The organism is Serratia ficaria (assembly GCF_900187015.1).
GTDB classification, from domain to species: domain Bacteria; phylum Pseudomonadota; class Gammaproteobacteria; order Enterobacterales; family Enterobacteriaceae; genus Serratia; species Serratia ficaria.
Genome location: NZ_LT906479.1, coordinates 2,628,767 through 2,655,538, shown reverse-complemented (window position 1 = coordinate 2,655,538; position 26,772 = coordinate 2,628,767). Strand labels below are relative to the sequence as shown.

Here is a 26,772-nt window from a genome sequence, read left to right as displayed (position 1 = left end):
ATAACATATGATGCGTCGGTGAACTCATTGAAAGGAGATGCCCGAATGAAAACGCTGGTAGTTGTCGCTCACCCGGATATCGAGAACTCGGTTATCAACCGGCGCTGGCTGAACGAGCTGCGAAAGTATCCCGAGCTTTATACCGTGCATGAGCTTTATCGCGCTTATCCCGATTGGCGGATTGACGTGGCCAGGGAGCAGCGGCTGATAGAACAGCACGACAACATCGTGCTGCAGTTCCCGATCTTTTGGTTCAGCAGCCCGCCGCTGTTGAAGAAATGGCTGGATGACGTGTTCACCCATGGCTGGGCCTACGGGGCAAACAGCGGGTATAAAATGCAAAACAGAAATGTCGCGCTGGCGGTGACGGCCGGCGTTCGCGCAGAGGACTATGCCCGGGAGGGGCGCTATAAATATCCCCTGGAAGAGATATTTCGGCCGTTTGAGCTTACCGCGCACTACGTGCGGGCCAAATACGCCTCGTTTTTCGCGTTTTACGGCACGGAATCCGTCACTGACGGCGCGGTTGAGGGGGTGAACCGGCAGGAGCTTGAACGCAGCGCGGTGGATTACAGAACCTTCCTGGCCGCACTGAACTAGCGGTCTCTTATAGCCGCACTCCCCGCGAACCGGGAGTGCGGCTAATTTACGCCAGATGCGCGCTGAAGCCGCTGCGCTCCGGCGCGATTTCGTCCTTCAGCGTGAGCTGGGGGATCTGATAGTCGCCCGCATTTTGCCGCCGGAAAGGGATAGGCGCGGCATGCCACAGGGCATCAAGCCGCTGCCCCAGCGCCGTGCAAAGGGCGCCGAAGCGAGCCTCGTCAACCCGGCCGGTGCGATAAGTGACAAACGGCGGCAGCACGTCGAACCCCGGGTAATGCAAAATGCCATGCTGGATCGGGAACAGGATATCGTCGATCGGGCCGTTGATGCCGCGTGCGGCGTAGTGTGATTCCCAACCGCCGGTGCTGACGACCAGCATCGCCCGTTTCCCCGCCAGGGTACCTTCGCCATAGCGATCGCCCCAGCGCGCATCGGAATGCTCGCCCACGCCATAGGCAAAGCCGTAAGCATAAACGCGCTCGACCCAGCCTTTCAGGATTGCCGGCATGGAAAACCACCACAGCGGAAACTGCAGGATAACCGCATCGGCCCACAGCAACTTTTGCTGCTCGCGTTCGATGTCCTCACTCTGCAGCCCGGCGGCATAGGCGCGCTGCGAATCCATGGCAGGATCGAAGCGCCCGCTGTGCGGGCCGTCACGGCTGTCGTCGCCATCGAGCACCGCTTTCCAGCGCATGGCGTACAGGTCGGAAACCTGCACCTGATGGCCGGCCTGCTGCAGGTGGGCGACGGCAAAGTTTTTCAGTGAGCCATTCAGCGACTGCGGCTCGGGATGGGCATAGACGATCAAAACATTCATGGTAAACCTCCGTTGCAAGATAACTGCAGGGTAGGCAGCCATAAGGTATATTGGAAATGAATTTCCAATATTCCAGGTATTATCATGAGTAATTTGAGACGGCTGGATCTGAATCTGCTGGTGACGCTGGACGCCTTGCTGGCCGAGCATAACGTTACCCGGGCGGCGCAACGGCTTAACTTTTCCCAGCCTTCGGTCAGCGTTCACCTGGCCAAGCTGCGGGAAATCTTCGGCGATCCCTTGCTGCTGCCGGGCCCGCGCGGCATGCGGCCGACGGCCAGGGCGGAACAGCTGCGCGAACCGCTGCGCCAGGCGCTGGCGGCGCTTGAATTGGCGGTGGCGCCGAGCACGCCGTTCGATCCCGCAGCGGCCAATAATACCTGGCGCGTCGCCGCCTTCGACTACGGGGAGTCGACCATCGTGCTGCCGGCGCTGAACGGGTTGAGAACGGCGGCGCCGGGCACCCGGCTGGCGGTAATCGAAACTGCGCCGGCGCGTATCGCCCAGCAGGCGGAGCGGGGCGAGATCGACCTGGCGTTTCACACCCGGGAAGGCGCGCCGCCTAACCTGCGGCAGCGCACCTTGTTCAGCGAGCGCTACGTGCTGGTGGGGCGCGCAGGCCATCCGAAACTGCAAAAAACGCTGACGCCGGCTCAGTTCTGCCAGCTTGAGCAGGTGATGGTGTCGCCGGACGGCGGCGGTTTTTTCGGCATTACCGACCGGGCGCTGGAAGAACTGGGGCTGACGCGGCGCGTGGTGCTCTCCGTGCCGCACTTCCTGTTCGTGATTGCGGTGCTGATGAATACCGAGCTGGTGGCCATGCTGCCGGAGCGGCTGCTGCGTCATCAGCCGGCGCTGGAGGTGGTTGAACCGCCGGTGGCGGTGCCGGGTTTTGAGATGACCATGCTGTGGCATGAGCGCTCTCATCGCGATCCCGCCCACCAGTGGCTGCGGGAACACATTGTGCGATCGCTGTAAAAAACTATTTTCGCCGCCTTCAGAGAAGAATAAGCTCGATAAGTTCAACGCGCCGCGGGGATTTAAATAAAACCGACGGCGCCTTGACGTTTTCTTTACGGTTAATCTTGCGTTCATATGAGAACATAATATTTCGGTAATGGATAACCATGCCATTGCTGATTGTATTTGATTGATTTTTTTTGCGTAAAAACCATATTTAAATAAGTGATTTATAAAAAGTCACCGGCAGGGAAAGAATACTGGCAGTCAATGCGTGGGCAATATAATAAAACATTGAAGTCACCAAGGGTTTATTATGCCAGCGCGAAACAATAAGAAAAACACCTTAAAACTGAATGGGGTTATGCTCAGCGGAATATTGGCCGGCCTATCGCTGAATAGCCATGCCGCCATCACCGACGATCCCGCTGGGAAAAACACCAAAGACGGCACCGCTCAGGAAGAACAGCTCACCGTTTACGGCCGGCCCATCGTACAGAAGCCCGGATCCGCTACGGTGATCGGCAGCGAAGACATGCAAAAACACGGCGGCAATGACTTCGGCACCCTCATGCGTTACCAGCCGCTGATTGGCGCCACCGGCTCCAGCAGCGGATCGGGGGCGGGGAAAAGCGGCTTCGATCGCGCCGGCTACACCGGCTATAACATTCGCGGCCTGGAAAGCAACCGCGTCGGCATCGAGGTCGACGGCATTTCGCTGCCGAATGCCACCGGCCGCAGCTATGTGGGCCGCGCCGGGCTGGATACCTTCGGCATCGGCCGCGATTATATAGACCCTTATATGTATGGCCAGGTTGGCATAGAGTCCGGCGCCACCCCGGTCGATCGGGCCAACGGCGCGATCGGCGGGGCGGTTTCCTTCCAGCCGAAGTCGGCGGATCGGTACCTGACGCCGGAAAAATCGACCTATTTCGGCTACCAGAGCGACTATGACTCCGCCAACCGCAGCTGGCACAACGGCATTACCGCGGCGGCGGGCGATCAAAACCTGCGCGGGGTGCTGGTGGTCAGCCGCCGCGATGGGCAGCAGACCCGCAACAACAGCGACAGCCGCGCCGCCTATCCGATGAACTGGCACTCGACCGCCATCATGGCCTCCGGCCTCTGGCAGGCGACCGATGAACACCTGCTGACCGGTACGGTCGATCTCTACGACAAGACCAGCCACAGCCGCTTTGATTCCTGGAACTCGGCCGGCAGCGCCATCCTGGGCACCGCCCGGCAAACCAGCGACACCCGCCGCTGGAGCCTGAGCCTGAAGGACGAGTGGACGCCGTACAGCGATCTGGTCGACCGGGTGGAAACCCGGCTCTATTACCAGAAATCAGAGGCGCATGACGATACCTATATGCCGCAAAGCAGCAGCAGTTGGCTCAGCGTGCTGTCGGACTATAACGTCAGCACCTACGGATTTGAGACCAGGATGCTGAAGAGCCTGGGGCGCCACGACCTGAGCTGGGGACTTAACGCCAAGCAGTCCCGGACCGAACGGCCTTTCACGCAGGATCCGCTGCAAAGCGCGTATAACGAGATCATGCAGCCCGAGGCCGACAGCCGCAGCTACGCGCTGGGCGGTTTCCTGCAGGATCAGATCAACTTCTATCTCGATGGCCATGCTGCGGCCCTGACGCCGGGCGTGCGGGTTGTGCACCAGAACACCCAGGCGCGCAATCTCTCAAGCCTGTCTTCGGCCGATGGCGTACTGAGCACCTCGGAAGTCAGCCAGCTGTACGGCAGCGCCAACAGCGATACGCAGGTTCTGCCGGCGCTGAGCCTGATGTACAACCTGACGCCGAAGCTGATGACCTATCTGCAATACCAACGCGGGGCGCAGTTCCCGGACGCCAGCCAGCTGTACGGCTCGTGGAACCTGTCTTCCAGCTACGCCGGCACGCAGCAGTATGCGCTGATCGGCAATACCCATCTGAAAACCGAGACCAGCAACAACGTGGAATGGGGGGTGAAAGGAGAGGCGATCGCCGGGGTCAGCATCCATACCGCGCTGTTCTACAACAGCTACAAAAATTTCATCGCCAACACCCGCTATACCCGTGCGGCCAATCCGCAGCAGTTCGCCAACGTGCCGAGCAATATCTACACCATCTATCAGGCGGAAAACCGCGACAAAGCCTATATCTGGGGCGGAGAAATCAGCAGCAAGGTCAACTTCGGCACCTGGTTCCCGCAGGTCAACGGTCTGAGCGCCACGCTGGCGTTCGGTTACAGCGAAGGGAAAGCCAAATCCAGCTATCTCGGCGACAAATATGTCGATCTGGACAGCGTAGCGCCGATGAAAGCGGTGATTGGGCTGGCCTGGGACGACCCGGCGCAGCGCTATGGCGCGGCGATTACCTCAACCTTCCAGAAGGGCAAGAAAGCCAGCGCCACCAGTCGCCAAAGCTACAGCAACAGCGGCGGCAGCCTGGCTGATCCCAGCGCCGAGTATATGCGCGTGCCGGGCTATGGGCTGGTCGATCTGAGCGCCTATTGGCAAGTGGCGCGCCATGTGAAGCTGAGCGGCGGGGTATATAACCTGACCGATCGCAAATATTGGGATTATCTGAGCAGCCGCCAGCTTACCGAGGTCACCCAGCAGGATGCCTATAATAAGCAATTGGCCACGCAGCCGGGCCGCAGCTTCCAGTTGGGAGTTAACGTCGATTTCTGATAAACCGCCCGGCATGCGGAATGCCGGGTTTTTATCTCTGCGGAATAGGGGGAAAGCGGGGTATTACATGAACAGAAAGCGATCGGCCAGCTGGATGGAACGTTCAATTCGCGGCGGCAGCGCATCGTCATAATCTGCGCTTTCGGCAGCCTGCGGGGCAACCTCGTCGGCCTTCTCGATCAGCAGGTCGCTGAGCAGGGCCCAAAAACGATGGATACTTTGCATATTCCCTCCGGTCATTAATTACTCTGAGGCTGATAGTAATCGCCGCCGGCCCGGATGGGAAAAACTTAAAAAACATATCTTAAGATCCTAATCGCATATCGGCCGGCTCAGCTGAGATAGCGCTGGAACCAATCCAGCGTGCGTTGCCAGGCCAAATCGGCCGCCGCCCGGTCATAGCGCGGGGTGGAGTCGTTGTGAAAGCCGTGATTCACGCCGGGGTACATATAGGCCTGATACCTTTTGCCGCCCGCCTTGAGCGCCGCTTCGTAGGCCGGCCATCCCTCATTGATGCGGGCATCCAGTTCCGCATAGTGAAGCAGCAGCGGCGCCCTGATGCGCGGCACTTCGTCGGCCCGCGGTTGGCGGCCATAAAACGGCACCGCCGCCGCCAGCTCCGGATAGGCGACGGCGGCGGCATTGGCCACGCCGCCGCCATAGCAAAAGCCGGTGATGCCCACTTTGCCGGTGGTATGGGGATGCTGCATCAGGAACTCCACGGCGGCGAAAAAGTCATTCATCAGCCTGGCGGGATCCAGCCGCTGCTGCAGTTCGCGGCCTTGGTCGTCGTTGCCCGGATAGCCGCCGACCGAACTCAAACCGTCGGGCGCCAGGGCGATATAGCCCGCCTTGGCCACGCGCCGCGCGACGTCTTCGATATAAGGATTCAGGCCGCGATTTTCATGGACCACCACCACGGCCGCCACTTTACCGGCCGCCTTGGCCGGACGGACCCAATAACCGCGCACCGAACCATGGCCGTTAGGCGATGGGTAGGTAATATATTCCGCCTTAATATCCGGATCGGTAAATTCAACCTGCTGAGCCAGCGCGTAGTTTGGCCCGATCAGGCTGAGCAGCGCCATCGCCGTCAGGCCGCCGACGGCGTACTTGGCCGCCAGCTCGAGGAATTCACGCTTGGTGATTTTGCCATGCGCGTAGTAGTCGTAGTACTCGAGCAATTCCGGGTGAAAATCTTTTGCGGTAAGACGAGACATAGGGCCTTCTCCAGCGATTGGCGTTAGCCCTATAGATAGCCGATGGTGAAAATATGCGCAACCTTTGCTGGCCGGGCGAGAGCGAACCCTCGCCCGGTTTCGCTCAGAAGCTGACGTTCAGCTTGGCCCACAGGGTGCGGCCCGGTTCGTTAACCGAGGTATTGGCCGAATAGCCGAAGGCGCTGTTGCCCGCCAGATTCAGGTGCTCGCTGTAGGTTTTGTTCAGGATGTTGTCCAGACCGGTGCTCAGCTTGACGTTTTTGTTCACCTTATAAGCCAGGTTCGCGGACAGCACGCCGAAGCCCGGGCTGGCGGCAAAGTCTTTGCCCACCACGTTGCCCTCGTTGATCGCGACGCGATGCTGGCTGCTGACCAGCCGCCACAGGCCGGTGCCGCTCCAGTCGCCGCGCTCGTAGGTCAGCCCCAGGCGCGCCTCCAGCGGCGGGATCTGCGGCAGCGGCCGGCCATCGGCGGTATTTTTGCCCCAGGCATAGGCCAGGCTGGCGTCGGTTTTCCAGCGTTCGCTCAACTGATAACCCAGGCCCAGCTCCGCGCCCATGATATTGGCGTTCACGTTGTCGGCCTGGCTGATGCGCGCGTTGCGCGGATCGTATTTGAACAAAATAAAATCCTCGACTCGGCCGACATAGCCCGAGATCCAGCCATTAAGGCGCTTGCCGCTGTATTGCGCGCCGACGTCCAGCTGGGTGGTTTTCTCGCTCTTGACGCTGGAGAACGGATCCCGGCTGCCGTTCGGCCCAAAGGTGGGCGAGAACAGCTCCCAGTAGTCGGGGAAACGCTCGGTATAGCCGACGCCCGCGTACAGCATCAGCGGCAGCGCCGCCAGGGTATGTTCGACGCGCATAAACCCGCCGGGTAGGGTATCGGAACGCTCCGCGTCCTTGCCGTTGGTGAAGTTCTCCGCCAGGCTGCGATCGAGGCGCGCGCCGCCGATCACTTTGCTCCGTTCGCCGGCCGCCCAGCTCAGCTCGCCAAAGACGCCGTAGTTGTTGAACTGGGCGTCTTTTTGCCAGGCACCGCGGCTCATGCTGCGATGGGTATTGGTTTGGCTATCCACGCCGCTTTCCAGTTTTACCGCCTGCCATTGCCAGGTGCCCATCACGCGGCCGCCGACGGTGCGCCGATCCAGCTGCATCGTCATGCCGGAAGCCATGCCCATGCCATGATGGCCGCTCATGCCGCCATGCCCCGGAGAGCGCAGGCTGGTGTTGTCCATGATGTGATTGGCATGGTGGTAATAGACCTGCGCCTCCAGCTTGTCGAACACCTGCCCGAGGTTGGATTTCTCAACGCGCATGCCCAGGCTTTCGCGTTTGAACTGCGAGCCGTCCATGCTGCGGCCCGCATAACGCGCTTCACCGTTGCCGCGGCCCATGGTCACCTCCAGCAGGGTATCGTTGTCGGGCGTCCAGCCCAGCGCCAGATCGCCGTTCCATTTATCCCAGCGCGAGGGAACCCGGGCGTGATCGCCATCCCGGTAGTCGTCGGAGCGCGATTTATTGGCCATCAGCCGCAGGTAGCCTTGCTCGGCGCCGAGGCTGGCGTCGATATTTTCGTCCCAGCGGCCGTTGGAGCCGGTCAGCACGCTGGCGTTGGCCTTGACGCCGGGTTTATCGAAGCGCGGGCGTTCACGCTCGAAGCGCACCGTGCCGGCCGAAGATCCCGGCCCCCACAGCACCGTTTGCGGCCCTTTGGTGATGGTCAGCAGGTCGTAGCTTTCCGGCGAAATGTAGGAGGTGGGCGCATCCATCCTGGCGGGACAGGCGCCCAGCATCTCTGATCCGTCGGTGAGGATTTTCAACCGGGAGCCGAACATGCCGCGAAACACCGGATCGCCGTTGGTGCCGCCGTTGCGGATCTGGGCAAATCCCGGGACGGTTTTCAGGTAGTCGGCGCCGTCGCTGGCCGGCACCGGCTGCCGCGGGGTTTTCGGCGAGGTGACGATGGTCAGCGGGGAGTAGAGCGGCGCGCTGACGGTGATGACCTCGTCGTCATTGGTTTTGGCGGCGCCGTCGTGCCGAGGCGGTTGAGCGGCCTGGCCCTGGAAGGCCGCCAACAAAAATAGCGGCATGGCGGCGGCGATGGAGCGGCTTACGGCGTTCTTTTTATAATCTGCAGCGAGTGTGGACATCATCTTTCCTTAATGTAAAAACGGTTTCCGTCGGCGGCGGTAAATAATTCAGGCACGGGGCGGCCTGGCGATAAACGCCACCGTAAATACGGGGTCAATCCAATTCGCTGACTGGAATAACCTTAAGAATAGGGCGTGCGACGCTATTTTATTCAGGCGAATTAAATCGGCCCGGTTGAAACCTTCAACGGAAATAATAGGGCGACGGTACGGCTATTTTTAAATCAGCGGGAAAGACGCGGGCGGGGCGCGGGGCTGTAATTCGGTATGAATGACGTGGGCAAATAAAGGGAATATGGCGTATATCGGCGGCGGGCGGGAGGTGAGCGACCCGGACCAGAACAGCGGCGCGCCGCTCAAATCCAGCAGCGGCGCGTGGATCAGCAGCACGCAGTAGCCGCAGGCGCTGTCGTCCATCATCATCGCCATGGTGTGGCTGCCGGCGCCAGCGTGCGCCTGCGGCGGCACCGGCTGATGGTGCATCGGCATTTCCATGCCGCAATCCGCCATGACGGTCGTTTCAGCGCTGCCGACGCGGGCATGCTCCAGGGATCGCGAGACCACCGGAGCGATGAACAGCATCAGAATAGCAAAGATCCCTAACCAGGCGGGCGCCAGGCTTCGCGATGCATTGGTCTGAATTAACGACACATTTAACCTAAATACAGGGTTAACATAGGGTAGGTAATTGTACTGGTTTATGCTGCAAATGTTAAAACATTTTATGCCGGGTCAACGGCGTGTAGATTAATATATTTTTATGTTGTCTGAATAATGAGCCGATTAATTTTTCCGGCATAAAATATGCCCGGAAAAATAAGCGGGAGAGCGGCACATTGACGCTCTCCCGGCAGAGATTAGCGGTTTTGGCCCGCCATCAGCACGTATTTCACATGCACATATTCTTCGATGCCATAGTGGCCGCCTTCGCGACCATAGCCGGAATGCTTGATGCCGCCAAACGGCACCGAGGCGCTGCCGACCGAACCGGAGTTCAGTATCACCATTCCGGCCGCCAGCCGTTTCGACAGGCGGAACGCCCGGCCGAGATCGCGTGTCCAGGCGTAGGCCACCAGGCCATATTCGCTATTGTTGGCATTGCGGATGGCCTCCTCCTCGTCGCTGAAGCGGTAAATCGCGAACACCGGCCCGAAAATCTCGGTGTTATGCACGGCAAACGTCTCGTCCAGACCGCAGAGTATGGTTGGCGGGTAGAACAGGCCACCTTTCTCGTGCGGCTTTCCGCCCAGCCGCACCGTGGCGCCTTTCCCGACCGCATCATCGACCAATGAAACGACTTTATCCAGCGCCGCCCGGTTGATGAGCGGGCCGACGACAAACTCCTGTTGCATCCCCTGATCAACGCGAATTTTGGCCACTGCGGCAGCCAGTTGATCGAGGAACCGTTCGTAAATGCCATCCTGAATGAAAATGCGATTAGGTGAAATGCACACCTGGCCCGAGTTGCGCAATTTGGCGCTGACCAGAGCGGCGACCGCTTCTTCGATCGGACTGTCGTCGAAAACAATAAACGGCGCGTTGCCGCCCAGCTCCAGGGTCATGGTTTTCAGCGTGGCGCCGCAGGCTTGCGCCAGCAGTTTGCCAACGCGGGTTGAGCCGGTAAATGAGATTTTGTGTATGCGCGGATCCTGGGTAAAGGCTTCGCCGATGGCGTTGGCATCGCCGGTCACCATCTCAAAAACCCCTGGCGGAATGCCCGCGCGCCGGGCGTATTCCAGCAGTTTGTAGGCGGTTAACGGGGTTTCCTCCGCCGGCTTGATGATCATGGTGCAACCAGCCGCCAGCGCGGTAGCGATTTTGCGCGTGATCATCATGAACGGAAAGTTCCACGGCGTGATGGCGGCCGTGGGGCCCACCGGTTCTTTCATCACCAGCACCGAAGCATCGGGATCGTGGGAGGGCAGAATATCTCCGTTCAGGCGCTTGGCTTCCTCGGCATACCATTCGATAAAGCCCAGTCCATACTCGATCTCCCCCAGGGCTTCGCTCAAGCATTTGCCGTTCTCTTTCACCATGATTTCGGCGAAAATTTGCCGGTCCGCACGGACCAGCTCGTACCAACCGCGCAACAGATCGCTGCGTTGTTTTGCGGTTTTAGCCGCCCAGGCCGGAAATGCGTCGCAGGTACGGGTAATGGCCGCCGCCACTTGTTCGTTATTCATAAACGAGGCTTGGCCGACGATGCTACCGTCGGCAGGGTTGATGACTTCAATCATTAGGCGTGATTCCTCAGCAGGTTGACGCCACCGATAATGCGGCGTTAGCTTTTTAGCCACAATCGATTAAAATCACCCGATTGTTGAGAAAAACTAAATGGTCAACGCTGATGCGCGATCTCCCGCCGTTAAATGCATTGCTAGCCTTTGAGTACGTGGCCAGAACGGGCAGCGTACGAGCCGCCGCCGAGGGCATGTCGGTGACGCCTGGCGCGGTAAGCCGGCAAATTCGCCTGCTGGAAGCGCATTTCGGCACCGCGCTTTTTCAGCGGCATGGGCGCGGCCTGGTGCTGACCCCGCCCGGCAGCGTCTATTTCCAGCAAATCAGTGAGCATTTCGCCGGCCTGCGCCGCGCCGGGCAACAGCTTTATCGCAATGCCGGCCGCGCGGTGATTCGGCTGCATTCCTTCACCACCTTTGCCACTCGCTGGCTTATCCCCAGGCTGTCTAACTTCCAGCTGGCCAATCCTGATATTGACGTGCGGTTGACGACGGCGTCCGAGTGGGACGACGGGGTAGACTGCGACGCGGCAATTCGACTGGGTGAGGGCGACTGGCCACCGAATCGCGCCGCGGCGTTAGTCAAAAACCTGTTGGTGCCGGTTTTCCGCCCTACGGAGGCGGGCGGGGCGAGGCTGGCGTTGGCGGATCTGGCGCAACAGACGCTGCTGATGGTGCGCGGTCGCCCGGATGACTGGCGACGGTGGTGCGAAGCCTACGGTGTGGACATGGCGACGTTGACCCGGCGGCGCGACATGGAAAGCTCGGCGTTAGCTTATCAGGCTGCGCTGGCAGGGCAAGGCATCGCACTGGCGCAGCGAGTGCTGGTCGAGGATGAGCTCAACGCCGGCACGCTGATGGCGATGGACGAAAATCAATGGGACTGTGGAAACCTGACCTATTATTTGGTGTGGAACCCGGCCAGCCCGAAAGCGGCAACCATCATGCGATTGGAAGCCTGGCTCACCGAACCACACAGGTGACGATGTCACTGATTAAATAAAGGGCGTTGCCCTTGGGCAACGCCCGCAGCGGCTTATTTTGCGCTGACGCGCCAGACGCTGTTGCCGACGTCGTCCGCCACCAACAGCGCGCCTGATTTGTCGATTGCCAGCCCGACCGGGGCGCCGCGCAGCTCTTTTTCATCGTCAGAGACAAAGCCCGTCACCACCGGCTTGGGGGTGCCGACCGGCTTGCCTTGCTCAAAAGCGACGTAGGCCACCCGATAACCGCTCAGCGGCGAACGATCCCAGCTGCCATGCTCACTGATAAAGGCGCCGCCACGATAGCCGGCCGGCAAGTTTTCGCCGGTATAGAACAGCAGGCCAAGCGGCGCCACGTGCGAGCTGATGGCATAGTCCGGCTTGATGGCTTTCTCCACCAGATCCGGGCGCTGCGGTTTCACGCGATGATCGATATGCTGCCCGAAATAGCTGTAAGGCCAGCCATAGAAGCCGCCGTCCTGCACCGAGGTGAGATAATCGGGCACCAGATCGGCGCCAATCTCGTCGCGTTCATTGACGATGGCCCACAGTTTGCCGGTCCGCGGCTCCCACTGCAGCCCGGTAGGGTTACGCAACCCGCTGGCGAAAATGCGGCTGGCGCCTGAGGCGGTATCGACTTCCAGCACCGCCGCGCGGCGATACTCAACCGCCAGACCGTTTTCGGTAATGTTGCTGTTGGAGCCGACGCCGACATACAACTTTTTACCGTCCGGACTGGCCAGCAATGCCTTGGTCCAATGGTGGTTGATGGTGCCCGGCAGGTCCGCCAGCACTTTGCCGGGATCGGTAATCTGCGTTTCCCCTGACTGATAGGGATATTGCATGATGTTGTCGGTATTGGCGACGTACAGCGTATTGCCGACCAGTTGCACGCCGAACGGAGAGTTAAGGTGTTGCAGGAAAGGGTGTTTTTCCCATTGCCCCTCGGCGGTTTGCCGCAGCAGGGTAATGCGATTGCCGCCTTTGCCGCCCTTGCCGGATTGGCCTTTGACCAGCCCGCCAATCAGCTGTTTGGGCGTAGTGACGGCCTCGGTGCCGGGCCCGTTGGACTCCACCACCAGGATGTCGCCGTTGGGCAGGGTCAGCAGCTGGCGCGGGTGCAGCAGGCCGTCCGCCACTTTTTCAATTTTCAGGTCTGCGGCGACCTTGGGCATTTGATCCGCCTGCCAGCCTACGCCTTTTGGAACCTGCATGGGCGGCATTAAAAAGTTCTGCGCCGCAGGCAACTCGGGATCCGGCCCTATCTGCCGCTCAGGATCGATAGCCGCTTTATTGTCGCAGCCGGCCAGCATCAAGGTGGCTGAGATGGCGATCGCCATGGTGGTTATTTTCATGTGGAATCTCCTTATTTTGCGCGCGCGCCGACGGCCAGCAGTATGTTGGCGATGCTCAGTAAAACGACAACGATTACCGACAGAACAACACCTTGCGGTACAACGGCGTAGGCGTCCCGGCTATGCACGAAGGCGTTGACGATGGCGAGCACGATAGCCAGCAAATTCAGCCAGAAATGGAGCTTTACCGGCGAGGATGGCGGCCGGGATGCGCCAACCCATACCTGAACCAGATTTATCAGGCGCGGGATAATGGCCAGGACCAGGCCGATAGCGATCAGCCAGCTGGCGGCCTGTACCCAGAGGATCTCCGCATTGCAGGCATAGATGATGTCGAAAATCATCGCCGCCGTAAAAAATCCATAAGGCAGCGGATTCAGCCATTCATAAACCGCTAGCGCGAATGCTGAGTGCCGTGCTGTTGCTTGCGTCGTCATTCAGGTATCTCCATGAAAATGATTTTTAAAGGATTGCAGCCTTTAAAGCATTGTTCACTTTCGCGGGTTTGAACAATTTGCGACGATTTTTTAGCACCGGATGTTAAACATTTAGCGTTTAAATTTAACTTACGCGGACATAAAATAACCTTATTCGCTATTCACATTGATTCGGCTGGGGAGTTGTCTAATGAAGACGGCGGGGGGCAGAGACTGGGTCAGGCTCCAGCGCGATGATGAAACCGGCATCGAAAGCGTACACGCGCATTTTCGCGGCCACGCTTACGATCCGCACGATCACGACGAGCTCCTGGTAGGCGTAACGCAGCAAGGCTTGCAACGCTTCAATTGCCATCGCGCGTTGCACACCAGCCGCCCCGGCCGAGCCATTCTCATCGAGCCCGGCGCGGTGCATGACGGCCACGCGCCCGAGGCCGAGGGCTTTACCTATGCGATGCTCTATCTGCCGCAGGCCTGGGTATCAGACCTCATGCAGCGCCGCGGCCTGGGCGATATCTCTGCGATCGAAGCGGCTTTTCGCAACACGCTCGCCGACGATCCCTTGCTGAGCACGGCGATACAGCAGGCTTTTTTTGCCGTTCATCACCGGGAGGGCCGCCTGGCGCGCGATCAGGGTCTGGACCACCTGATGACGCTTTTGGCGCGCCATATTCATCTGCGGCCGGCGTCTCAACGGAACGATTCCCTCGTTCAAATGAATCTGGTCAGGGATTACCTGCACGAGCGGATGGCCGATGATATCGGGCTGGAGGCGCTTTCGCGTTACTCGGGCATCGATCGATTCCGTCTCAGCCGGCAGTTCAAGCAGGCTTTTGGGCAATCGCCGCATGCTTATCTGGTGCGCCTGCGCCTGCGCGCCGCGCGTTTGCTGCTGGCTCAGGGGACTGAGCCCGCCGTGGCCGCGCTGCAGGTGGGGTTTGCCGACCAAAGCCACCTGGGGCGCTGGTTCCAACGCGCCTACCGGCTGTCACCGGCGGCCTATCAGCGCCAGTGCACAAACGTTCTATACCGATCGGCGCGCGATCTCCGAACATGCTGTTTTAAGTATGACGGAGAGTGATACAAGATGTTCGATACCAAAATTGCCTTTATCGTGCGTGATGATCTGCCGGCCTGGCAAAGATTGAACGTGGTGGCGTTTCTCGCCACCGGCATTGCGGCCGCAGCGCCTGAAATCATTGGCGAACGCTATGTGGATTCGCTGGGGCGCCAGTACGGCAGCATTTCCGGCCAGCCTATGCTGATCTTCGAGGCGGATCTGGCCAAGCTGCAGGGCGCGCATCGCAAGGGGCTGGAACGCGAGCTGACGCTCATTCCTTATGTGCACGCCATGTTTTCAACCGGGCATGATGAAGCCAATCGGCAGGTGTTCCTTGCCGAACGGCCGGACAATCTGGACCTGGTCGGCCTGGCAATCCATGGCCCCAAAAAGGCGGTAGATAAGGCCATCAAGGGAATGGCATTGCATCGGTAAGCGGGGATTGAGGTAGGCGGCTGCCATGAACAGAGCCGGGCGGCCGCCGAGATGCTGTGACGACGTCACGAAATTATGTTAAATAAAGGACGTTTAGCCGGTTCCTACGCAGCGCGATCAAAAAGCAGGGTGATTTCGTCGCATCAGGTAAAAACATGTCCGTTCATCACAATGTAAACACAGTGGCTATAGGCGGAAAAGCTATGCGATCGCGGCCGGCATCCAGACTTTTGATTATCGAACCTGCAGGAAAGGTTTTACTGTTCAGATTCACGCACGGTTCGGACGCGCTGGCGGGAAAATCATATTGGGCAACGCCCGGCGGCGGCGTTGAGCAAGGTGAATCCTATGAGCAAGCGGCTGTCCGAGAGCTGCAGGAAGAAACGGGGATGGTACGCCGTGACGTTGGCCAGCCCGTGGCGCAAAGAAATTTCGCGATGCGGTTACCGAACGGCGAATGGGTTGAAGCGCAGGAAAAGTTTTACGTTGTGCGAGTCAGTCATCGCGAGATCAACACTGAGGGTTGGAGCGATGAGGAAAAGAACGTGATCGCTGAGCATGACTGGTGGAGTGCCGATGGGTTGAGAACCACGGATGAAATGGTGTATCCGCAAAACATCGCTGAGATACTCGATTCGATTTAATCCGATTAAATCTCACCAGGGCGCTGAATGCCGGTGAACGGTGGGTAATCCGGATAAGGCATGAACAAAGCCCAGAACCTCAGATTTCACCTATTCCTATCTAGGTGCGCATAATGTATATTATGTTAAATTGAATCGAAAGGTACGCACCGGGCCGTTCCTCCAGGCTCTGCCTCTCCTCACCTTCAATCTCTTGCCAGTTTCTTCTGCAGAATTTGCTCAGGCGCATCCTTGCCCGTGGTCCTGGTTTAGACCTTTCTGATCTCACTCATCGATCGCCGTGCCCTGATGAAAACGCAGCTGCCAACGACCGCTGGCGATAGCAGCCAGATTGACGAACGCGCTGTGCGACGAACCACCTTGCCGTCGGCATCACGTTGAAAACTTTGATACCTCAACAACGCAACGCCCTCGGCAATCATCGCCAGCCTGAACTCCTCGGCGAAAATCTGCGGATGGTCAATTTCCATTTGCAGCACGGCAACGGTTTGTCGTTTGTCATAGCACTGTCCCGAACGGCCGGTTTCTGCATTCGTCGACGATATTCGCATCGCAACGCGTCGCCGGCAGATGGAGCCGAGCCTCCAGTGATTGCAGTACGGGCAAAATCCCGGTGGGATCGGTCAAAACGCCCTCCTTTTTTGATCGCGCTACGTGAAATCTGAAATGAATTGGCTATCATAATACTTGCAGATTTCGCCAAAACGCACCGTAAAACCCCCCTAAATCAGCCGATACATCAGCACTTCATCACTGTAGCCATCGGTATTCTTTAATGCCCGGGGTTCTTCGCCGTAGCAAGTAAAGCCGACGCGCTGATACAAGCTGATGGCCGACCGGTTTTCTTTTACTACCGAAAGCGTAATCTGTACTACCTGCGGGTCCAACCGCGCGAGCAATTCCGTGATAAGCCGTTCGCCTATCCCCAAACCTCGGTGTTTATCACTGACGTAAAGCCCCCAGATATAGCCTTTGTGTCGGGTTTTTGCCGTTTCCCCCTGATTAAAACCAACAGTGCCGACGAGCGAATCGTGCTGATAGGCACCGACAACCAGCCTGTTTTTGAGCCGGTTGGCAGTATCCTGACGGCTTCTGGCCAACTCTTCCTGGTAAAGCATGCCGAAAGCCTCAGGGGCGTTTTGCAACGCGCTCAGGCGAAACGCCAGAAAATCATCCGCGTCATCTTCATCTAATTGCCTAAATAATATGGAGTTATTCACTTATACGCACCACCTGGAATTTAACATAATGCAGTGACATTGTCACCTGCCATGGTGCTTGCCGCTCTGCGCCAGCGCGCCGTCACCTGCCCGGTTCCCTATTGGCCACTGTCATAAGGCTGTTTTTTGCTGGGTTCCCGCAAAGTATGGCGAATGATTGAAATGCTCGATCAGGATTTCGGTCAGCGCACGTATCCTGCGTGCAGGATACTGCCCTGGCGGACGGATGATATAGGCGCCCGCCGGCGGAGGTGAATGCCGCGCCATCAGTGGGATAAGCTTTCCCGCGGCGATATGTTCGTGGGTAAGGCAATCTGGCAGATAAGCGATGCCGAGCCCGGCGAGTGCCGCTGCCACCAGAGCTACCCCGTTGTCGGCTTTGAAGCGCCCCTGGGGATGAACGGTGATGGTCTTGCCGCCATCCGTAAGCTGCCAGGCCTCCGTGCCTTGCATCAGCGCCTGGTGGGCGATCAGTTCTTCAGGCTTTTCGGGTTGGCCATGGGTCTTGATATAGTCTGGGCTTGCGACCAGCCGGCCATAAATTGGACCAATGCGTCGCGCAATCAAATTGGAATCCGCTAGATAACCCACCCGTATCGCACAGTCGTAACCTTCCGCGATCAGGTCGACGAAACGGTCGCTGTAGCTGGTTTGAATGTGAAGCAACGGATGCCGGCGCGCCATTTCCGCTATCACGGGTGCGAAGTGCGTCGGACCAAAGGAAATCGGCACGGCGACCCGCAGGCGGCCACGCAGCTCGCCATCGGGAGAAATCGTCTCTTTGGCCACCTCGATCTCAACGCAGACCCTGGCGGCATAGTCCCGAAACGCAGCCCCGGCTTCTGTAAGAACCGTTCCCCGGGTAGAGCGCGTAAGCAACTGGGTACCCAGCTCCATTTCAAGCCGCGCTAGCCGGCGGCTGACGATCGACTTGGACACGCCGAGCCGAAGCGCCGCGGCAGAAATGCCGCCGGCATCGGCAATGTCGACGAATGTCTGCAGTTCTTCAATGTTCATTCAGCGTTCCCCATCGTGCAACACGACTTTCCACAGAATGGCACTACCCTATCAAATATGCGGGCAGCACAATACTGATTCCAGAAAACGTCGCCGCAGGTGCATGTTGCTGGAAACCCCATCCCACTAAAACAACAGAGGAAACCAACAATGACCTTTCGTAATGGCCTTGATTCGCTTCTCCGCCCCGAAGACTCTGTACTCGTATTGATTGACCACCAACCTTACCAACTGGCTAACCTGAACAGCCACGAGCCGCAGATGGTTGTCAATAATGCGACGGCGCTGGCGAAGACCGCCAAGACCTTTGGCGTTCCGACCATCCTGACTAGCGTGATTGCCGATCGCGGCGGGGTGATCTTTCCTCAGATCACGGAGGTGTTTCCCGAACAGCAGGTCATCGACCGAACCTTTATCAATACCTGGCAAGATCCGAAAGTGGTCGATGCGGTCAAGGCGACCGGCCGCAAACAGCTGATCATCGCGGGTCTGTGGACTGAGATATGCGTTGCGATGCCGGCGATACAGGCGCTTGGCGAAGGATGGGATGTGACCGTCGTTACCGACGCCTCGGGCGGAGTGTCCGTCGAGGCCCATGAAGTCGCTATCCAGCGCATGATCGCCGCCGGCGCGAACATAATGACCTGGCTGGCGGTCGCGTCCGAGTGGCAGCGAGACTGGGCCCGTACCGAGCATGCGGCTGCTCTGGCGGATATACTGAAATACCATGTGGGTGGCAGCGGCATCGCCTTGCTGTGGGAGCAACAGTTGCTCAACACCCCGGCGCCTGGCACCGGGCGCTGATGCCGGTAAGATAGGTCGACAAGCCTGGCATGCGCGCCCTGTTCAACAAGCGACAGCTCGCCATTCCAGGCTTGTTCCGAATGACGCGATGCCGAGCCAGGCGCGGTTGCTGATGTTCAAACGGGAGAAAACCATGAAAGCGGCGGTCTATGACGAATGCGGAGCACCCGAAGTTCTGAACTACAAAGAGGTTCCAGACCCTAAACTGAGCGCGTCGGATATATTGATCGACGTGGAGGCCATCTCCATAGAAGGCGGCGACCTTTTCAATCGGCGATTAACGCCGCCGCCAAAACCTGATTACATCGTCGGCTATGCCTCTGCCGGAACGGTTATTGCGGTGGGGGAACAAGTCACCTCACGCAAGGTCGGCGATCGTGTGACGGGGTTTGCAAGTGACGGTTCGCATGCCTCCCTGCGCGCCCTGCCCGTTGATCAAACCTGGCTGGTGCCAGACGGCGTCGCTTTAGCTGAAGCAGCCGCCGTGCCGATTTCATTCGGCACGGCCTATCACTGCCTCTTCGCGCGGGGCGCGCTTCAGGCCGGTGAAACCGTGCTGGTTCAGGCGGCCGCGGGCGGTGTCGGCTTGGCTGCGGTGCAGCTGGCGAAAAATGCCGGAGCCAGGGTTATCGCCGTCTCAAGCGGTGCTGATAGATTGTCAACGCTACAATCGCTGGGTGTTGATCACGTGATAGATCATCACCGCAGCGATGTCGCTGAAGCCGTGCTCGAATTAACCGCCGGCGAGGGCGCCAAGCTGGTTGTCGATCCGGTTGGTACAACGCTGCCCGCTTCTTTGAGGGCGCTCTCATCGGATGGCCGGCTGGTGTTCGTGGGCAATGCCGGAGGCGGGGATCTCACCCTCGACCTCTGGCCTGCACTGCAGGCAAATCAGGCGCTTTTCGGCGTTTTTATGGGCACAAAATTCACCGTTCCGCAAGTCAGCGCCACTGTGGATACCCTGCTTTCGCAAGTCGCCCAATCGAAGTTCAGGGTTTTCCTGGACAAGCAATTTCCGTTGGCTTCAGCGGCCGCGGCTCACGCCTACGCCGAATATGGCAGGCCATTCGGCCGGGTTATCTTGCTGCCGCGCCAGGGAGCCTTGGCTTAGCGGCGCTTCAGGGCCATTTTTGCCGGTGCCGCTGCGGTTTTGTTGCCCGAGTAGATAAAATAGAGGGCAATCCCCAGACAGGCGACGGCACCAAGGCGCGTCGGCGAGAACGGGATCGCTTCATTACCCAACCAGCCGAAATTATCGATAATCATGCTCATCGCCAGCTGGCCGAAAATCACCGCCACGGTCGCCACCGCCGCACCGATGCGCTGAACGGCCAGCACCATAATAACGATATAAGGCACGCCGCATAACGCGCCAAGCAGCTGCCACTTAGGCACGTCCACCAGCGTGACGGCCTGCTTGGGGGCAAAAAAGAAAATCAACAGGCCGGTAACCAAAGCGCCCAAGGCGAAGGTCAGAAAAGCGCTGCGAAACACGCCGACCTTATTCGCCAATTGCCCATTGATCGCCGCCTGAATGCTCAGAACCGCCCCGCCGATAAACGCCAACGTTATCATTAAAATAGTCATAAACTCACCTCAGCCTTTCGCCACCAGCATCAGAGCGGCAATAATAAAAACAAGCGCAATCATTCGCTTGCTGTCAATTTTCCGATAGCCGGCGCCAAACAACGCATAGTGATCGATAATCAGGCTTTTGAATACCTGGCCGGCCAAAATGCCAATCATCGTCATCGCGATGCCGATGTGGGGCACCGCCACGGTCAGAATAACCACGTAAACCGGCCCCAGCACGCCGCCCAGCAGCTGCCATCCCGGCTGTGCAAAGAACGACGGGCTGTTGCGTGGGCTGAAGAACAGCATCAACAGGAATGTCAGCGCGGCGCCGACGCCAAAAATGCTGAACGTCGCCCATAAGTCGCCAACCTCGCTGCCCAGCGGCCCTAATAACCCGGCCTCGACCGACAATCCCATCCCGCCGGCAACGACGAGCAATATCAATAAAAGTTGCATAGAAACAAGCCTCTCGTGAATTCGCCGTGATGATAAGGCAACGTGGAGTATTGAAAAACGGTATAATTCAGGAAACACCTTTGCAGGATCCGAGATAATGCATGATTCCAGCACCATTAATTTTCGCGCCCTGTCATTTTTTATCAGCGTCTTCGAAGCGCAAAGCTTCTCCGTGGTGGCGCGGCGGGAAGGCGTCTCCGCCTCGATGATTTCACGCGTTATTCTTCAGCTTGAAGACGCGCTGGGCCAGCAGCTGTTTTATCGAAATACCCGAGCGGTGATCCCGACTGAAGCCGGCCGCTTATTCGTCGAGTATGCCCGCGCCATGACCGAGCAGCTGAGTGAGGCGCGCAAAGAGCTGCTGGACAGGTCACTGGAGCCTGCGGGCACCGTCAGGATCAACGCGCCGGTTTTCTTTGGCCAGCGTCATATCGCCCCTTGGTTGCCGGCCCTCTCCCGCCGCTACCCACGCCTGGCGATTGAGCTGACGCAGACCGACGACTATATCGATCCGCACCGCGAAGCCTCGGACGTCATTTTCCGCATTGGCGCGCTGACCGATTCCTCTTTCCATGCCCGGGTTTTCGGTACGCAGCGTTATCATCTGGCGGCTTCTCCGGCCTATCTGCAACGGCACGGGGAGCCGGCCGCCCCGGCCGATTTGCATCATCACCGGTCGCTGGTCTACCGCGGCTCGTCAGGCCCGAACCGTTGGCTGTTCCGGGAGCCCGACGGCGCCTGGATCCACTCGCCGATTTCTGCGTTGCTTATCTCCAACAATGCGGAATCGTTATTGACCGCCGCGCTTGGCGGCATGGGGATGGTGCTGTTTCCCGACTGGCTGATCGGCGACAGCATCAAAAAGGGCGAGTTGGTCCGGTTGATGCCGCATTACCAGGCGGCAATCAACACCGAGCCGCTGCAGATCGCCGCCATATATCCTCATGCCCGTCATCCGCCGCTCAATGTCCGGGCGGTGATCGACTATTTTGTCGAGGTTTACGGCGCGCCGCTTTATTGGCAGTTCGACTGAGTCTGCGGCTGCGCGGGGCCCGATTAACGCATCCGGCCAACGATTGACCCGATTTCATCGAATTGTGCCCTGAGTTCATGTCACGGTTCGTCGCACATATCTCTTAGAGTAAGTGCCTCGACGCCGCCGCCAACGCCGGAGGCGGCATTTTACAACGACCTGGATTTTTCGGAGCAAAGATGAAATTAACGCAAATCCGCAATGCCACGCTTGTGCTGGAATATGCCGGAAAAAAATTCCTTATCGACCCTATGCTTGCAGAAAAAGAGGCCTGGGATGGCTTTGCCGGCAATGCGCGTTCGCATCTGCGCAACCCGATGGTCGCTTTGCCTGTGGCTATTGAAGAACTGCTGGCGGTCGATGCGGTTATCATTACCCATACTCATACAGATCACTGGGATGAGGCTGCGCAACAATCGATTCCCAAAGATATGCCTATCTATACCCAAAATGAAAGCGACGCGGCCCTGGTTCGTTCACAAGGTTTTCAGCATGTCCGGGTGCTTGATGGTGAAAACCGTTTCGTTGACGGCCTGGTCATTTTCAAAACCGACGGGCAGCACGGCAGCAACGAACTGTATGCCGACCCTCTATGGGGCGATTTGTTAGGGGATGCCTGTGGCCTGGTGTTCACGCATCCTGATGAAAAAACGCTTTATATTGCTGGTGATACCGTTTGGGTCAAGCCTTATGCAAGAAGCCTGCAACGTTTCCAGCCGGACATCGTAGTGTTAAATACGGGGTATGCCATCAACGATACTTACGGCCCAATCATTATGGGTAAAGAAGACACGCGGCGCACGCTGCAGATGTTGCCGGCCGCGATCGTCGTGGCTTCGCATATGGAATCGATAAACCATTGCCTGCTGACCCGCGCCGAACTGCGTGCATACAGCCTGGAACAGGGTATTGAAGATCGGGTTATTATTCCGGAAGATGGTGAAAGCATGATTTTCTGATAAACCGCCGCGGCCGGTTGTCAGCCGGTTTCATCAGGGCCGTAAAGCGGCAGAAAATAACGACGGCGAGGTTAAACATGTCCGCACTGAAAGTTGCTGTAATTGTTACCGATGGGTTCAGTCCATTTCATTTCTCAGTGCCCTGCATAGTGTTTGGTTCCGCCATGCCGGAGCCGGATTTGTTCCAGCTGGATATCTGCACCGAAAAACCGGGCGAGGTGATGTCCGATATAGGCTTGCCCCTTCACGTGGAACAGGGGCTGAAACAGCTTGATGCTGCAGACATCGTTATCGTGCCTTACTGGCGCCATCCTGATGAAAGGCCCTCTCAGGCGCTGCTCGATAAGCTAGTAAGCGCATGGCAACGCGGGGCCGAGGTGGTTGGCCTCTGTCTGGGCACCTACGTGCTGGCCTATTCCGGCTTGCTGGACCAGCATCGGGCCGCCACGCACTGGGAATTCGAAAGCGACTTCCTCGGGCGCTTTCCCGCGGTTCGTCTCGACAGAAACGCGCTGTATACCAATGATGAACGTCTTATTACTTCAGCCGGCACCGCGGCCGGGATCGACTGCTGTCTGAACGTCATTCGTGATCATTACGGCAGCGCAATCGCCAATAGGGTAGCGCGGAGGATGGTTATTCCCCCCTACCGTGAAGGTGGGCAAGCCCAGTTCATCGAGCGCCCCATTCCTGTTACAACCCGGGACAGCAACATGAATGCGTTGATGGACTATCTGCGACGCAATCTGGATAAGCCGCACGATCTCGACTCACTGGCCCGGTTTGTCAGCATGAGCAGGCGCACGCTGACGCGTCATTTTCTCAAGGCCACCGGCACCACGCCTGGAGAATGGCTGACCGCAGAGCGCCTTCAAAGAAGCCAGGAGTTGCTGGAAACCACGGCCAACAGCATTGAAAGCGTGTCCGAACTGGCCGGGTTTCAGTCGCCAATTTCGTTCCGGCAGAGTTTTAAGGCTAGATTCGGTGTCAGCCCACGCGAATGGCGCCGGGCGTTCCGTGGACCGACACCGCTCAATCAGGAAAGGATCTCCGACGCCGCTAAAGCTCATCACCGTCGGTGAGTTTCATTATCGGCTACTCTGCAACCGGCCGCAGCCCCCTTTTCATCGCCGGGCGCTATTCTACGGCAATCGGCGTTTCCACCAATTTCGGTGATTGGTCTCCTTGCAGCGCCTTGATTTTTTTCTGATACTCGCCCACCTGTTCGGCATCTTTAAGCAAGGTGTAGCTCAGGTCGAAATCGGTGCTTTGTCCCGGCTGCAGCTGTTTGATGCGCCCCTGTTCCCGTTCAATTTTCACCGGATACGCATAGTTGGTACCCGGTTCGATGCCGGTTACGTAGCCCTGGCGCTCGGTGTCGGTATTTTTCCACAGCGTCAGCAGCGGCAATTGCCGGGTATCAAAACCTATCGCCACCCCGCGGTCTCCGCGCCGGTTATGCAGCATGGCGAGCGTTTTGCCTTGCGCATCCGCGTAGGGTTCGATGTTAAACACCATTTCGTCAAAGCCTTTGGTCGGCCCTTGATAGGTCGCCCAATTCTTCAGCCCGGCCCTGGCATAGTCATTAAACGGTGAAATTTGTTTGATGGGCGCGCTGAAGACGGCTCCTTCTTCCAGCAACGGCTTGCCAAAATTGCTGTGGTAAATAATTTGATAGTCACGCGGGTAATCCGCACGGTTAGTCACACGATCATGAATCGAAAACGTCGGCGAGCCCGGGGTATAGCGCAGTTCGGTCCAGGTTTCCAAATTGCTCTTTTTGAAGGTGTTTTCTTTCAGCAGTCCGCGAATGCGGATTTCATGCGGGGCCGCGTCGGCGATGTCGACAACCACTTTGGAGGCCGGCGTATTGCCGGCGCGGCCGTGCAACGTATACAGCGTGCCGTTTTCGACGCCGGGATGCCCGGTCCATTCATAGCCACAGCGCACCATCATTTCATTAAAGCCGTCCAACCACCCCAATCCGTTGCGACTCTCCAGGTTGATATAAGCGGGATTGACCACCTCGGTGACCGGCGAATCCCAGCCCAGACGGGCGTCAAAACCCTCAACATGCAAAATATCCATCCCCCGGGTGGGGCTGAGGGTAATGGTCAGCCCCGAACTGGTTAAGGTGAGTACCTTGGTGCCCTCCTGTTTACCGCCGCGCAGCACCTGTTGTTGCAGGCTGAAACGAGGCCCGGCAATGTTCAGCTTTTGGCTATCGGTCTGCCAGTTGCCTTGTTCTATGCCTTTTTCAGTATCGGTCAATACAAAGGTCTGAGCGTTTACTGCGCATGAAATCAACGAGATAACTGCAGAGAGTGAAACCAACTTCTTCATGATGTCGTCCTTATCGTTAGCTGAAAGGTTTAAGCTATAACGATTAAAAAATAGAACTCTACGGCCCATGAAAAAGAGATGCCGCTCACTCTTCCGGCAACAATCAATTAACCTTTAGGAATAATGCGATGAAAATCTATTAAATATGAAAAAAATAGATTGCATGTGCAGAATTAAGTGATCTTCATCACCCAACATCTTGAGTTTGCTGTAAGGTTTCAGCTGGTGAGCCGAGGCATGGGGTTCCCTGATTGAAGGGACAATCTAAAGGATGCATTCTCAGGTTTGTGGCCAATGATACCCATGGCCAAAAAATCTATTAAGGGGATAAGCTGCGCAGTACCAATGCGGAAAGCAGCACCGCCGCCTCGCTGGCGGTATCCAGGTTGTATTGCAGCTGTACCGGGTTGATATAGGGCCGCATCGTCAGATAGATGGCGCCGGCGGTTTCATCCAGCGGGGTCTTGCGTTCGAACTCGCCCGATTCACGCCCTTCCCGCAGGATCTGCTCGATGACGCGCAGCAGCCGGGCTTCATGCTCCTGCGCCGAAGGCCATTGATCGCGTGCGGCCACGGCGGCGATGTCATAGAGCTTGCGGTCATGGAAGAATAAGTCGCTGCCGGTCTCTGAGAGCGTTCGGAACAGGCGCCTCAGCTTCTCTGTGGCGCTGGGCGCATCCGCGATCGCCGCGTTGACCACCGCCATGATCATCGCCAACCGGTTGCTGCAGATCACTTCGCCGATGGCCTGCTTGGACTCAAAGAATTTGTAGATATAAGCCTTGGAGAAACCGATAGCCTTGGCCAGGTCGGACACCGTGGTTTTTTCGTACCCGTAATGCCCGAAATAGGCCGTGGCGGCCTCCACGACCTGATCGCGAATGCCGTGATCCACGGGGCCGCGCGTGCTGAGTGCGTTGTTTTTTCTCGTCATGCCCCTAGCTTAACGCGGCATACTTTGATTGACAACGAGTGACCGATTTATAAATTAGTCAATCGTTGTGCCCGCCTTCACTCAGGGCGATTACCCGCTTACCATATGAACAAAGAGCACTGGATCAGCCTGCTTCTTTCCAGCCCACTCGCTCCAAAAGAAATACACGAGCTGCTCGCCGACAGCCATGAACTGACAAGAACATAGGCGCGCGCGGGGATCTTTTCCCGCCCTCACTTTTCGTTCACAACCCGAGGGATCGCGGGTTACACTACCCGCCTGATCGAACGCCTCAACCCGGGTTATCCTCATGCGATGAGAATGTCACGCCTCCGACAGCAGCGCCTTACCGCCTGCACCGCCATTCTCGCGGTGCTGCTGCTGTTTGTGGCGCCGACGGTGTCGAAATCGCTGATGCATCATCAGGGGATGGGCAGCGCAAACCCGGCCGAAGCGGCCAGCGCCGTAACGCCGGCGGACGATGCCCCCGCCATGTCGCATATGGCCCACTCACACCCCATGGCCATGCCGGATCCGCCCGCCGGGACCGGCCATCATGCGATGGGGATGGGCGAAGACATCGCCTGCGGTTATTGCGAACTGTTGATCCACGTGCCGCTGCTGCTGTGGCTTTTTGCGCCGCTGCTTTGGCTGATGACGCGCATCGCTCAGGCGCCCCGGCCGGTGCGGCTCCTGCCGCCTTCGATACGCCGTTTAGCCCTGCGCCAGCGCCCCAGAGCGCCGCCCGCCCCGCCGTTTTTCTTCGTTTCCTGATACTGGGTAAATCCGCCCGCTTGATTGCGAGGGGTCTGCCTGCGCACACCTTTTGAAAAACG

General features: G+C 58.1%; 28 protein-coding genes and 1 pseudogene. 14 read left to right on the top strand and 15 right to left on the bottom strand.

The window, feature by feature from the left end; all coding sequences use genetic code 11:
• The first annotated feature begins 45 nt into the window (after nt 1-45).
• Nucleotides 46-600 carry an NAD(P)H-dependent oxidoreductase gene (locus CKW09_RS12580; protein WP_095097578.1) on the top strand — a complete coding sequence of 185 codons (555 nt, stop codon included), beginning with the start codon at nt 46-48 and terminating at the stop codon, nt 598-600.
• Between the two features lie 46 nt (nt 601-646).
• Here the strand turns inward: CKW09_RS12580 and CKW09_RS12575 are convergent, their stop codons facing one another.
• Nucleotides 647-1,423 (bottom strand): NAD(P)H-dependent oxidoreductase, encoded by a 777-nt coding sequence (locus CKW09_RS12575; RefSeq protein WP_095097575.1) that lies wholly within the window; start codon nt 1,421-1,423, stop codon nt 647-649.
• A gap of 84 nt (nt 1,424-1,507) precedes the next feature.
• Here CKW09_RS12575 and CKW09_RS12570 point away from each other — a divergent pair, with 84 nt between their 5' ends.
• Nucleotides 1,508-2,401, top strand: a complete 894-nt coding sequence (locus CKW09_RS12570; protein WP_061795279.1) for a LysR family transcriptional regulator — start codon at nt 1,508-1,510, stop codon at nt 2,399-2,401.
• 346 nt (nt 2,402-2,747) lie between these two features.
• The gene (locus CKW09_RS12565) at nt 2,748-5,072 is read left to right on the top strand and encodes a TonB-dependent receptor domain-containing protein (protein WP_095097571.1); all 2,325 of its coding nucleotides are present in this window, start codon (nt 2,748-2,750) and stop codon (nt 5,070-5,072) included.
• A 63-nt stretch (nt 5,073-5,135) separates the two neighbouring features.
• On the opposite strand, the gene CKW09_RS24730 is transcribed toward CKW09_RS12565, so the two are convergent.
• The 5 genes from CKW09_RS24730 to CKW09_RS12545 all read right to left on the bottom strand — a co-directional run bounded on the left by CKW09_RS24730 (nt 5,136) and on the right by CKW09_RS12545 (nt 10,681).
• Complete coding sequence (locus CKW09_RS24730) at nt 5,136-5,297, bottom strand: hypothetical protein (protein WP_165283114.1); 162 nt, start codon at nt 5,295-5,297, stop codon at nt 5,136-5,138.
• A gap of 107 nt (nt 5,298-5,404) precedes the next feature.
• Entirely contained in the window at nt 5,405-6,292 is an 888-nt protein-coding gene (gene yghX, locus CKW09_RS12560) for a YghX family hydrolase (RefSeq protein ID WP_061795281.1), read from the bottom strand.
• A 103-nt stretch (nt 6,293-6,395) separates the two neighbouring features.
• The gene (locus CKW09_RS12555; protein ID WP_095097568.1) at nt 6,396-8,447 is read right to left on the bottom strand and encodes a TonB-dependent copper receptor; all 2,052 of its coding nucleotides are present in this window, start codon (nt 8,445-8,447) and stop codon (nt 6,396-6,398) included.
• A gap of 216 nt (nt 8,448-8,663) precedes the next feature.
• On the bottom strand, nt 8,664-9,095 hold the full coding sequence (locus CKW09_RS12550; protein WP_095097566.1) for a DUF2946 domain-containing protein: 432 nt from the start codon (nt 9,093-9,095) through the stop codon (nt 8,664-8,666).
• A 206-nt stretch (nt 9,096-9,301) separates the two neighbouring features.
• Nucleotides 9,302-10,681, bottom strand: coding sequence for an NAD-dependent succinate-semialdehyde dehydrogenase (locus tag CKW09_RS12545; RefSeq protein WP_095097563.1), 1,380 nt, complete (start codon nt 10,679-10,681; stop codon nt 9,302-9,304).
• Between the two features lie 110 nt (nt 10,682-10,791).
• Here CKW09_RS12545 and CKW09_RS12540 point away from each other — a divergent pair, with 110 nt between their 5' ends.
• Nucleotides 10,792-11,664 (top strand): LysR substrate-binding domain-containing protein, encoded by an 873-nt coding sequence (locus CKW09_RS12540; RefSeq protein WP_061795283.1) that lies wholly within the window; start codon nt 10,792-10,794, stop codon nt 11,662-11,664.
• Nucleotides 11,665-11,717: 53 nt separating this feature from the next.
• Here the strand turns inward: CKW09_RS12540 and CKW09_RS12535 are convergent, their stop codons facing one another.
• Both CKW09_RS12535 and CKW09_RS12530 read right to left on the bottom strand, forming a co-directional pair.
• Entirely contained in the window at nt 11,718-13,019 is a 1,302-nt protein-coding gene (locus CKW09_RS12535) for a PQQ-dependent sugar dehydrogenase (RefSeq protein ID WP_095097560.1), read from the bottom strand.
• An 11-nt stretch (nt 13,020-13,030) separates the two neighbouring features.
• The gene (locus CKW09_RS12530; protein ID WP_095097558.1) at nt 13,031-13,456 is read right to left on the bottom strand and encodes a DUF2231 domain-containing protein; all 426 of its coding nucleotides are present in this window, start codon (nt 13,454-13,456) and stop codon (nt 13,031-13,033) included.
• A gap of 190 nt (nt 13,457-13,646) precedes the next feature.
• On the opposite strand from CKW09_RS12530, the gene CKW09_RS12525 reads away from it, so the two are divergent.
• The 3 genes from CKW09_RS12525 to CKW09_RS12515 all read left to right on the top strand — a co-directional run bounded on the left by CKW09_RS12525 (nt 13,647) and on the right by CKW09_RS12515 (nt 15,595).
• Nucleotides 13,647-14,537 (top strand): AraC family transcriptional regulator, encoded by an 891-nt coding sequence (locus CKW09_RS12525; protein WP_061795285.1) that lies wholly within the window; start codon nt 13,647-13,649, stop codon nt 14,535-14,537.
• A 6-nt stretch (nt 14,538-14,543) separates the two neighbouring features.
• Nucleotides 14,544-14,951, top strand: coding sequence for a DUF2000 domain-containing protein (locus tag CKW09_RS12520; RefSeq protein ID WP_061795286.1), 408 nt, complete (start codon nt 14,544-14,546; stop codon nt 14,949-14,951).
• A 203-nt stretch (nt 14,952-15,154) separates the two neighbouring features.
• Nucleotides 15,155-15,595, top strand: a complete 441-nt coding sequence (locus CKW09_RS12515; protein WP_095097555.1) for an NUDIX hydrolase — start codon at nt 15,155-15,157, stop codon at nt 15,593-15,595.
• 248 nt (nt 15,596-15,843) lie between these two features.
• On the opposite strand, the gene CKW09_RS12510 is transcribed toward CKW09_RS12515, so the two are convergent.
• The 3 genes from CKW09_RS12510 to CKW09_RS12500 all read right to left on the bottom strand — a co-directional run bounded on the left by CKW09_RS12510 (nt 15,844) and on the right by CKW09_RS12500 (nt 17,832).
• Nucleotides 15,844-16,146, bottom strand: coding sequence for a hypothetical protein (locus tag CKW09_RS12510; protein WP_231922036.1), 303 nt, complete (start codon nt 16,144-16,146; stop codon nt 15,844-15,846).
• A 171-nt stretch (nt 16,147-16,317) separates the two neighbouring features.
• On the bottom strand, nt 16,318-16,815 hold the full coding sequence (locus CKW09_RS12505; RefSeq protein ID WP_083950337.1) for a GNAT family N-acetyltransferase: 498 nt from the start codon (nt 16,813-16,815) through the stop codon (nt 16,318-16,320).
• Between the two features lie 111 nt (nt 16,816-16,926).
• Entirely contained in the window at nt 16,927-17,832 is a 906-nt protein-coding gene (locus CKW09_RS12500) for a LysR family transcriptional regulator (RefSeq protein ID WP_095097552.1), read from the bottom strand.
• Between the two features lie 150 nt (nt 17,833-17,982).
• Between CKW09_RS12500 and CKW09_RS12495 the strand changes: the two genes are divergently transcribed.
• Together CKW09_RS12495 and CKW09_RS12490 are read left to right on the top strand one after the other, a co-directional pair.
• Complete coding sequence (locus CKW09_RS12495; protein ID WP_061795289.1) at nt 17,983-18,636, top strand: hydrolase; 654 nt, start codon at nt 17,983-17,985, stop codon at nt 18,634-18,636.
• A gap of 112 nt (nt 18,637-18,748) precedes the next feature.
• Nucleotides 18,749-19,747 carry a quinone oxidoreductase family protein gene (locus CKW09_RS12490; RefSeq protein WP_231922035.1) on the top strand — a complete coding sequence of 333 codons (999 nt, stop codon included), beginning with the start codon at nt 18,749-18,751 and terminating at the stop codon, nt 19,745-19,747.
• On the opposite strand, the gene CKW09_RS12485 is transcribed toward CKW09_RS12490, so the two are convergent.
• Both CKW09_RS12485 and CKW09_RS12480 read right to left on the bottom strand, forming a co-directional pair.
• The gene (locus tag CKW09_RS12485; protein WP_095097549.1) at nt 19,744-20,223 is read right to left on the bottom strand and encodes a DMT family transporter; all 480 of its coding nucleotides are present in this window, start codon (nt 20,221-20,223) and stop codon (nt 19,744-19,746) included. The two genes, CKW09_RS12490 and CKW09_RS12485, sit on opposite strands and share 4 nt — an antisense overlap.
• Nucleotides 20,224-20,232: 9 nt before the next feature.
• Nucleotides 20,233-20,667 (bottom strand): DMT family transporter, encoded by a 435-nt coding sequence (locus CKW09_RS12480; RefSeq protein ID WP_061795291.1) that lies wholly within the window; start codon nt 20,665-20,667, stop codon nt 20,233-20,235.
• A 97-nt stretch (nt 20,668-20,764) separates the two neighbouring features.
• On the opposite strand from CKW09_RS12480, the gene CKW09_RS12475 reads away from it, so the two are divergent.
• From CKW09_RS12475 to CKW09_RS12465, 3 genes are all read left to right on the top strand, one after another.
• Nucleotides 20,765-21,700 (top strand): LysR family transcriptional regulator, encoded by a 936-nt coding sequence (locus CKW09_RS12475; protein ID WP_095097547.1) that lies wholly within the window; start codon nt 20,765-20,767, stop codon nt 21,698-21,700.
• Nucleotides 21,701-21,879: 179 nt separating this feature from the next.
• Entirely contained in the window at nt 21,880-22,659 is a 780-nt protein-coding gene (locus tag CKW09_RS12470) for an MBL fold metallo-hydrolase (RefSeq protein WP_061795293.1), read from the top strand.
• Nucleotides 22,660-22,736: 77 nt separating this feature from the next.
• Nucleotides 22,737-23,741 (top strand): GlxA family transcriptional regulator, encoded by a 1,005-nt coding sequence (locus CKW09_RS12465; RefSeq protein WP_061795376.1) that lies wholly within the window; start codon nt 22,737-22,739, stop codon nt 23,739-23,741.
• Between the two features lie 55 nt (nt 23,742-23,796).
• On the opposite strand, the gene CKW09_RS12460 is transcribed toward CKW09_RS12465, so the two are convergent.
• Together CKW09_RS12460 and CKW09_RS12455 are read right to left on the bottom strand one after the other, a co-directional pair.
• On the bottom strand, nt 23,797-25,002 hold the full coding sequence (locus CKW09_RS12460; protein ID WP_095097544.1) for an aldose 1-epimerase family protein: 1,206 nt from the start codon (nt 25,000-25,002) through the stop codon (nt 23,797-23,799).
• 319 nt (nt 25,003-25,321) lie between these two features.
• Entirely contained in the window at nt 25,322-25,936 is a 615-nt protein-coding gene (locus tag CKW09_RS12455) for a TetR/AcrR family transcriptional regulator (RefSeq protein ID WP_095097541.1), read from the bottom strand.
• A 72-nt stretch (nt 25,937-26,008) separates the two neighbouring features.
• On the opposite strand from CKW09_RS12455, the pseudogene CKW09_RS24875 reads away from it, so the two are divergent.
• Nucleotides 26,009-26,143, top strand: a pseudogene (locus tag CKW09_RS24875) (MmcQ/YjbR family DNA-binding protein); the annotation flags it as partial.
• Nucleotides 26,144-26,257: 114 nt separating this feature from the next.
• Entirely contained in the window at nt 26,258-26,710 is a 453-nt protein-coding gene (locus CKW09_RS12445) for a DUF2946 family protein (protein WP_061795296.1), read from the top strand.
• The last annotated feature ends 62 nt before the right edge of the window (nt 26,711-26,772 follow it).

Coding starts and splice junctions, on each gene's coding strand:
- CKW09_RS12580 (WP_095097578.1), top strand. CDS start 46: ATGAAAACGCTGGTAGTTGTCGCTCACCCGGATATCGAGAACTCGGTT.
- CKW09_RS12575 (WP_095097575.1), bottom strand. CDS start 1,423: ATGAATGTTTTGATCGTCTATGCCCATCCCGAGCCGCAGTCGCTGAAT.
- CKW09_RS12570 (WP_061795279.1), top strand. CDS start 1,508: ATGAGTAATTTGAGACGGCTGGATCTGAATCTGCTGGTGACGCTGGAC.
- CKW09_RS12565 (WP_095097571.1), top strand. CDS start 2,748: ATGCTCAGCGGAATATTGGCCGGCCTATCGCTGAATAGCCATGCCGCC.
- CKW09_RS24730 (WP_165283114.1), bottom strand. CDS start 5,297: ATGCAAAGTATCCATCGTTTTTGGGCCCTGCTCAGCGACCTGCTGATC.
- yghX (WP_061795281.1), bottom strand. CDS start 6,292: ATGTCTCGTCTTACCGCAAAAGATTTTCACCCGGAATTGCTCGAGTAC.
- CKW09_RS12555 (WP_095097568.1), bottom strand. CDS start 8,447: ATGATGTCCACACTCGCTGCAGATTATAAAAAGAACGCCGTAAGCCGC.
- CKW09_RS12545 (WP_095097563.1), bottom strand. CDS start 10,681: ATGATTGAAGTCATCAACCCTGCCGACGGTAGCATCGTCGGCCAAGCC.
- CKW09_RS12540 (WP_061795283.1), top strand. CDS start 10,792: ATGCGCGATCTCCCGCCGTTAAATGCATTGCTAGCCTTTGAGTACGTG.
- CKW09_RS12535 (WP_095097560.1), bottom strand. CDS start 13,019: ATGAAAATAACCACCATGGCGATCGCCATCTCAGCCACCTTGATGCTG.
- CKW09_RS12530 (WP_095097558.1), bottom strand. CDS start 13,456: ATGACGACGCAAGCAACAGCACGGCACTCAGCATTCGCGCTAGCGGTT.
- CKW09_RS12525 (WP_061795285.1), top strand. CDS start 13,647: ATGAAGACGGCGGGGGGCAGAGACTGGGTCAGGCTCCAGCGCGATGAT.
- CKW09_RS12520 (WP_061795286.1), top strand. CDS start 14,544: ATGTTCGATACCAAAATTGCCTTTATCGTGCGTGATGATCTGCCGGCC.
- CKW09_RS12515 (WP_095097555.1), top strand. CDS start 15,155: ATGCGATCGCGGCCGGCATCCAGACTTTTGATTATCGAACCTGCAGGA.
- CKW09_RS12510 (WP_231922036.1), bottom strand. CDS start 16,146: ATGCGAATATCGTCGACGAATGCAGAAACCGGCCGTTCGGGACAGTGC.
- CKW09_RS12500 (WP_095097552.1), bottom strand. CDS start 17,832: ATGAACATTGAAGAACTGCAGACATTCGTCGACATTGCCGATGCCGGC.
- CKW09_RS12495 (WP_061795289.1), top strand. CDS start 17,983: ATGACCTTTCGTAATGGCCTTGATTCGCTTCTCCGCCCCGAAGACTCT.
- CKW09_RS12490 (WP_231922035.1), top strand. CDS start 18,749: ATGTTCAAACGGGAGAAAACCATGAAAGCGGCGGTCTATGACGAATGC.
- CKW09_RS12485 (WP_095097549.1), bottom strand. CDS start 20,223: ATGACTATTTTAATGATAACGTTGGCGTTTATCGGCGGGGCGGTTCTG.
- CKW09_RS12480 (WP_061795291.1), bottom strand. CDS start 20,667: ATGCAACTTTTATTGATATTGCTCGTCGTTGCCGGCGGGATGGGATTG.
- CKW09_RS12475 (WP_095097547.1), top strand. CDS start 20,765: ATGCATGATTCCAGCACCATTAATTTTCGCGCCCTGTCATTTTTTATC.
- CKW09_RS12470 (WP_061795293.1), top strand. CDS start 21,880: ATGAAATTAACGCAAATCCGCAATGCCACGCTTGTGCTGGAATATGCC.
- CKW09_RS12465 (WP_061795376.1), top strand. CDS start 22,737: ATGTCCGCACTGAAAGTTGCTGTAATTGTTACCGATGGGTTCAGTCCA.
- CKW09_RS12460 (WP_095097544.1), bottom strand. CDS start 25,002: ATGAAGAAGTTGGTTTCACTCTCTGCAGTTATCTCGTTGATTTCATGC.
- CKW09_RS12455 (WP_095097541.1), bottom strand. CDS start 25,936: ATGACGAGAAAAAACAACGCACTCAGCACGCGCGGCCCCGTGGATCAC.
- CKW09_RS12445 (WP_061795296.1), top strand. CDS start 26,258: ATGTCACGCCTCCGACAGCAGCGCCTTACCGCCTGCACCGCCATTCTC.